The 10,000-nt window shown below is 62.5% G+C and carries 6 protein-coding genes, 1 tRNA gene and 1 rRNA gene; 5 read left to right on the forward strand and 3 right to left on the reverse strand.

The window, feature by feature from the left end:
* Positions 1-73 precede the first annotated feature (73 nt).
* The gene (locus Q2M23_RS15550) at positions 74-589 is read right to left on the reverse strand and encodes an N-acetyltransferase family protein (protein WP_316396052.1); all 516 of its coding nucleotides are present in this window, start codon (positions 587-589) and stop codon (positions 74-76) included.
* 58 nt (positions 590-647) lie between these two features.
* Here Q2M23_RS15550 and Q2M23_RS15555 point away from each other — a divergent pair, with 58 nt between their 5' ends.
* From Q2M23_RS15555 to Q2M23_RS15565, 3 genes are all read left to right on the forward strand, one after another.
* Complete coding sequence (locus Q2M23_RS15555) at positions 648-1,211, forward strand: helix-turn-helix domain-containing protein (protein WP_076827465.1); 564 nt, start codon at positions 648-650, stop codon at positions 1,209-1,211.
* A gap of 191 nt (positions 1,212-1,402) precedes the next feature.
* The gene (gene clpB / locus Q2M23_RS15560; protein WP_057017858.1) at positions 1,403-4,054 is read left to right on the forward strand and encodes an ATP-dependent chaperone ClpB; all 2,652 of its coding nucleotides are present in this window, start codon (positions 1,403-1,405) and stop codon (positions 4,052-4,054) included.
* A 294-nt stretch (positions 4,055-4,348) separates the two neighbouring features.
* The gene (locus Q2M23_RS15565) at positions 4,349-4,759 is read left to right on the forward strand and encodes a hypothetical protein (protein WP_316396053.1); all 411 of its coding nucleotides are present in this window, start codon (positions 4,349-4,351) and stop codon (positions 4,757-4,759) included.
* A 15-nt stretch (positions 4,760-4,774) separates the two neighbouring features.
* On the opposite strand, the gene Q2M23_RS15570 is transcribed toward Q2M23_RS15565, so the two are convergent.
* Entirely contained in the window at positions 4,775-5,032 is a 258-nt protein-coding gene (locus Q2M23_RS15570; protein WP_225645335.1) for a hypothetical protein, read from the reverse strand.
* 94 nt (positions 5,033-5,126) lie between these two features.
* Positions 5,127-7,190, reverse strand: a complete 2,064-nt coding sequence (locus Q2M23_RS15575; protein WP_225160476.1) for a M23 family metallopeptidase — start codon at positions 7,188-7,190, stop codon at positions 5,127-5,129.
* Between the two features lie 1,009 nt (positions 7,191-8,199).
* Between Q2M23_RS15575 and Q2M23_RS15580 the strand changes: the two genes are divergently transcribed.
* A 16S ribosomal RNA gene (locus Q2M23_RS15580) occupies positions 8,200-9,688 on the forward strand.
* A gap of 211 nt (positions 9,689-9,899) precedes the next feature.
* Positions 9,900-9,976, forward strand: a tRNA-Ile gene (locus tag Q2M23_RS15585).
* Positions 9,977-10,000 lie beyond the last annotated feature (24 nt).

Consider the following 10,000-nt stretch of genomic DNA (forward strand, 5'->3'; position numbering starts at 1 on the left):
GACAAAGCTCGCACCAAACTGGGGCGCGCCTATCCAGGCATACCCAAAGAGTCAAAATCACTGTGACGAGCTACTAGTCGGCGCGCGCCGCTCCAGGAGTGTCCAGCTGGCGCTGCATGAACACGAGATCGAGCCAGCGGCCGAATTTGCGTCCGACCTCCGGCATCCGGGCGACCTCGACAAAGCCGGCCCGCGCGTGCAGCCGCAGCGAGGCGAGATTGCCGCCGTCGATGCCGGCGATCATGACGTGCTTGCCGAGCGCGGTGGCCGCGGCGATCAGCTCGTCGACGATGATCCGGCCGAGGCCGCGGCCGCGATGATCGGCATGGATATAGACGCTGTGCTCGACGCTGTAGCGGTAGCCCGGGAAGGCCCGGAAGTCGCCGAATGTGCCGTAGCCGAGCACCGTCGTCCCCTCGACGGCCACCAGCACGGGATAGCCCAGAGCCAGCCGCGCCGTCATCCAGGCCAGCCGCTCGGCCTCGGAATCCTGCTTCTCCGTCCAGATCGCATTCGAGTTGGCGACCGCCTCGTTGAAGATCGCGGTAATCGCAGGGATGTCCTGCTCTGTGGCGGGGCGGATAATCATCGGTGGTTCCTTGACGGGCCTCTTGAACGGATCCCCATCGTCTATTATATAAGACGATATGTCAATTATAGAGGACAAGGCCGATGAGGCTCTCGGGCGGCGGGTTCGCGCCGAACGGGAGGGCCGCGGCTGGTCGCTGGCGGACCTCGCCGGGCGGGCGGGCGTGTCCAAGGCCATGCTCAGCAAGATCGAGCGGGCGGAGGCAAGCCCGACGGCGGCGACGCTGTCGCGGATCGCCACGGCCTATGGCCTGACCATGGCCGCGCTGTTCGAGGTTGCCTCACGAAATTCCCGCCTGCAGCGGGCCAAGGATCAGCCGGTGTGGCGAGATCCGAAGGCGGCCTATCTGCGGCGGCAAGTGTTCCTGCATCCGGCCAATCCGCTGGAGCTGGTGGAGATCGAGCTGCCTGCGAGGCAGGAAGCCGGCTTCCCCGCCAGCGCCTACCACCTGGTCCGCCAGGTGGTGTGGGTGATCAGCGGCCGCCTCACTTTGATGGAAGGGGCGGAGCGCCACGAGCTCGCTGCGGGCGATCGCGTCGAGCTCGGTCCGCCGTCGGACATCGTCTTCCGTAACGAAACGGCTCAGCCCTGCCGCTACCTTGTCGCCATCGTGCGGCGCTGAGCTTCATCGGGTGAAATCGCAGATTGTGGCTCTTCCGTTTTGGAACCAAGTGCCCACATCTGCGGCAAGCCTGAAAAATGATGGCGACGACCAGAGGCTGGTTGAGGAACGTCAACGCGGCCCGCGGAAACCCAATGAAGATGCCGGAACCATGCCTGAATGGGTGGTGACGGCAGGCCGAGGGAAAACGAATGAACATTGAGAAGTACACCGAGCGCGCGCGCGGATTCATCCAGTCTGCCCAGTCGCTCGCAATGCGCGACGGTCACCAGCAGTTCTCGCCGTTGCACCTGTTGAAGGTGCTGCTGGACGACAATGAAGGGCTCGCCGGCGGTCTGATCGACCGTGCGGGCGGCAATTCCAGAGCAATCCTGAAAGCGACCGAAGAGGCGCTGAACAAGCTGCCGAAGGTCTCGGGCAATGGTGCCGGGCAGGTCTACCTGTCGCCGGAGCTGGCGCGTGCCTTCGATGCGGCGGAAAAGGCCGCCGACAAGGCCGGCGACAGTTTTGTCACCGTCGAGCGGCTGCTGCTCGGGCTCACGCTCGAGAAGGGCAGCGAGGCGGCCTCGATCCTGAGCAAGGGCGGCGTCACGGCGCAGAACCTGAACGCGGCGATCGAAGCGCTGCGCAAGGGCCGCACCGCCGACAGTGCGACCGCCGAGAACGCTTACGACGCGCTGAAGAAATATGCCCGCGACCTGACCCAGGCTGCGCGCGACGGCAAGCTCGACCCGGTGATCGGCCGCGACGAGGAGATCCGCCGCACGATTCAAGTTCTGTCGCGGCGGACCAAGAACAATCCCGTCCTGATCGGTGAACCCGGCGTCGGCAAGACCGCCATTGTCGAGGGCCTGGCGCTGCGCATCCTCAATGGCGACGTGCCGGAGAGCTTGAAGGACAAGAAGCTGCTGTCGCTCGACATGGGCGCCTTGATCGCCGGCGCGAAATATCGCGGCGAGTTCGAGGAGCGGCTGAAATCGGTTCTGCAGGAGGTCTCGTCGGCCGAGGGCGGCATCATCCTGTTCATCGACGAGATGCACACCCTGATCGGCGCCGGCAAGACCGACGGCGCAATGGACGCGTCCAACCTCCTGAAGCCTGCGCTCGCGCGTGGTGAGTTGCACTGTATCGGTGCGACCACGCTCGACGAGTACCGCAAGCATGTCGAGAAGGATGCGGCGCTGGCTCGCCGGTTCCAGCCGATCTATGTCAGCGAGCCGACGGTCGAGGACACCATCTCGATCCTGCGCGGCCTCAAGGACAAATACGAGCAGCATCACGGCGTGCGCATCACCGACTCCGCGCTGGTGGCCGCGACCACGCTGTCGAACCGCTACATCACCGACCGCTTCCTGCCGGACAAGGCCATCGACCTGATGGACGAGGCGGCGGCGCGGCTGAAGATGCAGGTTGATTCGAAGCCGGAAGAGCTCGATTCGCTCGATCGCGACATCATCCGGCTGAAGATCGAGCAGGAGGCGCTGAAGAAGGAGAACGATGCCGGCTCCAAGAGCCGCTTGCAGACCCTGGAGAAGGAGCTCGCAGGGCTCGAGGAGCGATCGACGGCGCTGACGGCGCGCTGGAGCGCGGAGAAGAACAAGCTCTCCAATGCCCAGAAGCTGAAGAGCGAACTCGACGCGCTCCGCGTTGAGCTGGCCAATGCGCAGCGTCGCGGCGAATTCCAGAAGGCGGGCGAACTGGCCTATGGCCGGATTCCCGAGCTGGAAAAGAAGCTCGCCGACATCGAGGCGCAAGCGAACAGCAAGCCGAGCGGCGGCGAGATGATGGAGGAGGCGGTCACCGCCAACCACATCGCGCAGGTCGTCTCGCGCTGGACCGGCGTGCCGGTCGACAAGATGCTCGAGGGCGAAAAGGACAAGCTCCTGAAAATGGAGGACAGTCTCGCCAAGCGCGTCGTCGGCCAGGCTGAAGCCGTGCGTGCGGTGGCAACCGCCGTGCGCCGTGCCCGCGCGGGCCTGCAGGATCCGAACCGGCCGACCGGCTCGTTCATGTTCTTAGGCCCCACCGGCGTCGGCAAGACCGAGCTGACCAAGGCGCTCGCCGCTGACCTGTTCAACGACGAGACCGCGATGGTCCGCCTCGACATGTCCGAGTTCATGGAGAAGCACTCGGTCTCGCGGCTGATCGGCGCGCCTCCCGGCTATGTCGGCTACGACGAGGGCGGTGCCCTGACCGAAGCCGTGCGGCGCCGGCCCTACCAGGTCGTGCTGTTCGACGAGATCGAGAAGGCGCATCCCGACGTCTTCAACGTGCTGTTGCAGGTGCTCGACGACGGCCGCCTGACCGATGGTCAGGGCCGCACCGTCGACTTCCGCAACACGCTGATCATCATGACTTCGAATCTCGGTTCGGAGTTCCTGGTGAATCAGCCGGAGGGCGAGGACACCGCGGCGGTCCGCGATCAGGTGATGGGCGTCGTGCGGGCGCATTTCAGGCCGGAATTCCTGAACCGCATCGACGAGATCATCCTGTTCCACCGCCTGCAGAAGAGCGAGATGGGCCGTATCGTCGAGATCCAGTTCGCGCGGCTGACCAAGCTGCTCGAGGATCGCAAGATCGAGCTCACGCTGGACGCCAAGGCGCGGGACTGGCTCGCGGAGAAGGGCTGGGATCCGGCTTACGGCGCCCGCCCGCTGAAGCGGGTGATCCAGCGCAGCGTGCAGGATCCGCTGGCCGAGATGATCCTCGCCGGCGAGGTCAAGGACGGCGATCATGTCGTGATCTCGGAGAAGGGCAACGTGCTGACCTTCAACGGTCAGGTGCCCAAAACCGCCGAGATCGTGCAGTTCGAGGCCCCGGTCTCGAAGCGCAAGCTGAACTGAGCGTTTCGATAGCGAAACCGGATGCGGCCTGGCGACAGGCCGCATCCATCGCCATGACATCGGCGGGCCGCATGCGACGGAGTTCCTGTTCGGCGGCCGGTTTTGTGAGCCCGAATTAATGAAACCGCCTCGGGACGGCGTTCGTTTTCATCCTGAATGATCGGCTGGCGTGGCAAACGTCCCGCGCAGCTGCAAAGGAACTATCTGGCCCGAATCGCAGCGCTGATTCGCGCGCCACCTTGCATCATCCTGCAAAGCCACTCCGCCGGTCGCCCTCAGCAGAAGGCGAATTGCATGAGCAGAGACCTCATTGCCCATAACCGGCCCGTCTATGACGATCTTCATCCGCGCGTTTACGGCGCAGCCGCCGGCCTTGTCGCGTGGTTCGCGGCGGCGGCATGGATATTGTTCGACCGCCAGGACGACGTCGAGCTGTCGCTGATGTTCGTCAGCGTATTGCTGTTCGTCGCGGTGCTATTGCCGTGGGTGCTTTCGCTGATCTGGCGGAAATACGACGATCGGCACGACCTGCATCAGCGGTCGATTCCGTTCCGGGAGTGGCGGACCGGCGAATTCGCGGTCTGGGGCAGCACGATCAACACCACCCATGCCACCATCGACATGCTGCTCCCGCTCGCGTCCGTGGCATTCGGGCTGACCGCGATCGGAATCGTGTTCCTGATCTGCGCCAGCCTCGCGCCGTAAATCTTGCCGGACCCGTCATTCCTGCGGGGCGATGGGCGGTGACGGCTCGTCGTCCTCGCCGGGCTCGAGTTCGGACAGGATGTCGACCAGCTCGCGGGCGCGGCCGGTGGCCAGCGGCTTGCCGGCATTGATCAGCGGCTCGTCATTGGCGAGCCAGGCCTGCGCCTCGGCAAGCTCGGTGATCGTCGCCCCGGACGCGATAATCCTCGCGATCGTGACGTCGTCGGCGGAGCCGACGGCCTTCAGCACATCGTCGCGGGTGAGGCTTGCCATGCGCGCCTCCTCTGCAAGGTTTACCTAAGCGGACAAAGCCTGACCGGCGCGGATGGTTCCGGATGGAACGGCTTCCTGAGCGAGGTTTCCGCCGTCAGCGGTTGGTGGTGGAGCGCGTCTGCGACGTGGAACTGGTGGCGTCCGAGACGATTCGCGAGCTGCCGCGGCTGGACATCTGGGCCTCGATCCGGTCGCGCTCCTTCTCGAAGTTCGCCAGCATCGGGCCTTCGAGCGAACGGCCGCGCGGCAGCTTCACGCGCATCGGGTCGACGAATCGGCCGTTGACCAGGATTTCGTAGTGGACGTGCGGGCCGGTCGACTGGCCGGTCGAGCCGACGAAGCCGATCACCTGGCCCTGCCGCACCTTCTTGCCGATCTCCATGCCCTTGGCGAACGCCGACATGTGGCCGTAGGCGGTCTCGTAGCCATTGGCATGCTTCATGCGGATATATTTGCCGTAACCGCCCTCGTATCCGACCTTCTCGAGCACGCCGTTGCCGGAAGCGAAGATCGGCGTGCCGTAGGCGGTGGCCCAGTCGACGCCGGTGTGCATCTTCACATAGCCGAGGATCGGGTGGCGGCGGCCGCCGAAGCCCGAACGCATGATCGCGTTGTTGACCGGCTTGCGTACCAGGAACTTCTTCGCGCTCTTGCCGGTCTCGTCATAGTAGTCGACGAGGCCGTCGTCGGAGCTCTGGAATCGGTAGTATTTCTTGGTTTCGCCGCCCACGGTCAGCGCGGCGTAGAGCACTTCGGTCTTTTCGGTGCTGGTGACGCCCTCGTCCTCGCCGGCAAAGAACACGTCGAACGAGTCGCCGGGCTGGACCTTGCGCTGGAAATCGACGTCGTAGGAGTAGATCTTGACCATGTCTTCGATGACGGTCGGCGGCACCTTGTTGCGCAGCGCGGTCTCGTAAATGCTCTGATAGAGCCGCACGCCGCTGCCATCATCCTCGTCATCGTCGCTGGAATTGTCGGCGGTCTCGGTGACGGTGTTCATGCTCTGCACGTCGACGGCAACGTATTTGCCGAGATCGGACAGCGCAGCGACGGCCTCGATGACGGATTCGTTGGCGACGATCACGCGATAGGGCTGCAGCCTGACATTCGGTCCGGGCGCGGCCGGCGCCATCAGGATTCGTACCTTCTGGCCTTCCTTCAGGCCGCCCTCGCGGCCACGCGGGCCGAGCGTTGCGGCGATCGCCTTCGCCTCGTCGGGCGTTGCGCCCTGATCGCGCAGGATCGAGGTGATGCTGTCGCCCTTCCTGACGACGTGAACCCGTTCGCCGACCGGATTGCCGCCGGTGACCTGCTCTTTGGTCTTCGGCAGCAGGGTGACGTTCTCAGGCACCACGCGGGTCTCGAAGCCGGCATAGGGATCGGAGGTGTTGCCCTCGGTGGCGTAGGCCATCCTCATGTCGGGGCCGGCGCCGCTCGCGTCAGCCGCGGCATTGGCGAGTGAAGCGTAGCGCACCGAGCCGCCGGAGCCGCGCCAGTTGGCTGCGTCGCGGACCCGCATCAGCACGTCGTCGAGCGCGACGACCGCGGCGAGCTTGGCCTTCGGCAGCACGGAGCCGAGATCCTTGGTGACGAACGAGACCTCGGCGTCGGGCTCGGCCGCGGCATTCGGATCCTCGGCCGCCGCCGGCGTGTCGGAGCCGACATCGGTCAAGAGACGCTGCGCATTGAACGCAGGGATTTTTGCCGACAGATCGCTCGTGGTCATCGAGAGATTGCCGGAAATTCGGATGAAGGGCCGCACCCGCATCACGTCGCGATTGCCGACGCGGGTCACGGTCGACACGCGCACCAGGCTGCGGGAGGCGGAGGATTCGCTGGGCGGCGGCAGGCGGTCACCCTTGTGCAGGCTGACGACGCGATCGTTGCCGGTGAACGCGCCGCGGAGCGCGCCTTCAACGCGCTCCGGCACCTTGGCGAAGGTCATCTCGCCGTCGAGCGACGCAAAAACGGCGCCGCCGATCAGGGCCGCGCCACATAGTCCAGTCAGAATGGTGCCGCTAAACCATTGAACGGAGACACGGCGGCGGTCGATCACCGCGGCCTCGGTGCCGTCGACCGAAAGCGGCGGTTCGTGACCGAGATCGATCATCCCGGTCTCGCGCCCAATGCCGCTTCCGCGTGACGCCCGTTGGCTCAACCCGATATCCCCCCAAATTCCAGCAACTGCGATCGACCTCAGCTCGTCCTCGTCCCCACCTTAGATCCCCCGAAGAGGAATCGCGGCAGTGTGGCGAGCTACACGCATCGAATTCGAGAAGCCGATGGCCATTAGCTAGCCGCGATCTCGAACGTCAATGGTGTGCAGATCTCTCGATGTTGCTCGGCCGCGAAGGGAAGAGGCGACGGATTCTTGGAGAAAATCGCCTGGTCCCCCAGAAAAACCGCCCCAGCCCCCACAGGTTACGAGCGGTTCAATGCATTCGTTATAGCCAGAACGTCGCAGGATTGTGGCTCAAGTGCGGCATTTGAGGTGGAAAAGCTTCCCTGAAAGCAGGTCGATGCGCGCCGCCCGGCCCCGGGGCGGTCGGAACCCGTTTTGGAGGGCCTCACGGGCCGCCCGGTGACGAACTTTTTTTAAAGTTTTTTGCCGCGAGGGCTGGGTGGCGAATTTTTACCTCCGACCTAAGCCACGGAAAGCACGAGAATTTCTTCGCACTGCACAAGCGATTTGGGCGTGCGACGATTTGTTGACAATGGCCGTTGACAATCCCGAGGGGGGCGGACTATAAACCAACCACTGAGCGCGGCGCCGCCGGGTCACTGACCAAGGCGAGCGAACGCGCCACTGATGCTCCTCACTTCGATGAGTGACACAACAGCCGACATAAATCGGTTGAAGTTCACCGTCGGCCGGTGAAGGGTAGAACCGCCCTCTAAGGGTGTGGGGTCATCGGATCCCGGGCTGTTTGACAAGTGAAGATGAAGAAAGAGAAACGTGGACGGCGGAGTCCTTGCGTCTCTCGGAATACTTGAAAGCTTCGGCTTTTGACTTCTGAGAGTGGACGAAAGACTTCGGCGGTACACGTTTTAAAGGTTACACCATCGCTGCCAACGATGTGAATCGCAGGCGGCTCGTTGACTTCGGTCGACGAAGAATGGTGGGACCTCGTCAAACGTTGTGATCAGCCGGTTCAAGGTTTCAAGTCCAACTTGAGAGTTTGATCCTGGCTCAGAGCGAACGCTGGCGGCAGGCTTAACACATGCAAGTCGAGCGGGCATAGCAATATGTCAGCGGCAGACGGGTGAGTAACGCGTGGGAACGTACCTTTTGGTTCGGAACAACTGAGGGAAACTTCAGCTAATACCGGATAAGCCCTTACGGGGAAAGATTTATCGCCGAAAGATCGGCCCGCGTCTGATTAGCTAGTTGGTGAGGTAATGGCTCACCAAGGCGACGATCAGTAGCTGGTCTGAGAGGATGATCAGCCACATTGGGACTGAGACACGGCCCAAACTCCTACGGGAGGCAGCAGTGGGGAATATTGGACAATGGGCGCAAGCCTGATCCAGCCATGCCGCGTGAGTGATGAAGGCCCTAGGGTTGTAAAGCTCTTTTGTGCGGGAAGATAATGACGGTACCGCAAGAATAAGCCCCGGCTAACTTCGTGCCAGCAGCCGCGGTAATACGAAGGGGGCTAGCGTTGCTCGGAATCACTGGGCGTAAAGGGTGCGTAGGCGGGTCTTTAAGTCAGGGGTGAAATCCTGGAGCTCAACTCCAGAACTGCCTTTGATACTGAAGATCTTGAGTTCGGGAGAGGTGAGTGGAACTGCGAGTGTAGAGGTGAAATTCGTAGATATTCGCAAGAACACCAGTGGCGAAGGCGGCTCACTGGCCCGATACTGACGCTGAGGCACGAAAGCGTGGGGAGCAAACAGGATTAGATACCCTGGTAGTCCACGCCGTAAACGATGAATGCCAGCCGTTAGTGGGTTTACTCACTAGTGGCGCAGCTAACGCTTTAAGCATTCCGCCTGGGGAGTACGGTCGCAAGATTAAAACTCAAAGGAATTGACGGGGGCCCGCACAAGCGGTGGAGCATGTGGTTTAATTCGACGCAACGCGCAGAACCTTACCAGCCCTTGACATCCCGGTCGCGGACTCCAGAGACGGAGTTCTTCAGTTCGGCTGGACCGGAGACAGGTGCTGCATGGCTGTCGTCAGCTCGTGTCGTGAGATGTTGGGTTAAGTCCCGCAACGAGCGCAACCCCCGTCCTTAGTTGCTACCATTTAGTTGAGCACTCTAAGGAGACTGCCGGTGATAAGCCGCGAGGAAGGTGGGGATGACGTCAAGTCCTCATGGCCCTTACGGGCTGGGCTACACACGTGCTACAATGGCGGTGACAATGGGATGCTAAGGGGCGACCCTTCGCAAATCTCAAAAAGCCGTCTCAGTTCGGATTGGGCTCTGCAACTCGAGCCCATGAAGTTGGAATCGCTAGTAATCGTGGATCAGCACGCCACGGTGAATACGTTCCCGGGCCTTGTACACACCGCCCGTCACACCATGGGAGTTGGTTTTACCTGAAGACGGTGCGCTAACCGAAAGGGGGCAGCCGGCCACGGTAGGGTCAGCGACTGGGGTGAAGTCGTAACAAGGTAGCCGTAGGGGAACCTGCGGCTGGATCACCTCCTTTCTAAGGATGATCCTTCAGATCAGCTCACGCTATCTATCGGATCGTTTTAGAAACATTCAGGGGCCAACAGTTTCAGGATTGTTGAGCTCCATTGGCGGGATTTCGCCGTCTTCGTTTCTCTTTCTTCGCGGACGAACACGCGCCAGGGGCTGAGCGCTGTGCGATGTACCGACTTCAGGTCGAGTGCGCGCCGGCATGTCTCTCGTGTTAGGGGCTTGTAGCTCAGTTGGTTAGAGCGCGCGCTTGATAAGCGTGAGGTCGGAAGTTCAAGTCTTCCCAGGCCCACCATTTTGATCGAGTGCGGAGCATTCG

Source organism: Bradyrhizobium sp. 33ap4 (assembly GCF_032654765.1).
GTDB classification, from domain to species: Bacteria; Pseudomonadota; Alphaproteobacteria; order Rhizobiales; family Xanthobacteraceae; genus Bradyrhizobium; species Bradyrhizobium australafricanum.

Excerpts from the sequence above, each read along its gene's own strand:
- Q2M23_RS15550 (WP_316396052.1), bottom strand. The coding sequence starts at position 589 with ATGATTATCCGCCCCGCCACAGAGCAGGACATCCCTGCGATTACCGCG.
- Q2M23_RS15555 (WP_076827465.1), top strand. The coding sequence starts at position 648 with ATGTCAATTATAGAGGACAAGGCCGATGAGGCTCTCGGGCGGCGGGTT.
- clpB (WP_057017858.1), top strand. The coding sequence starts at position 1,403 with ATGAACATTGAGAAGTACACCGAGCGCGCGCGCGGATTCATCCAGTCT.
- Q2M23_RS15565 (WP_316396053.1), top strand. The coding sequence starts at position 4,349 with ATGAGCAGAGACCTCATTGCCCATAACCGGCCCGTCTATGACGATCTT.
- Q2M23_RS15570 (WP_225645335.1), bottom strand. The coding sequence starts at position 5,032 with ATGGCAAGCCTCACCCGCGACGATGTGCTGAAGGCCGTCGGCTCCGCC.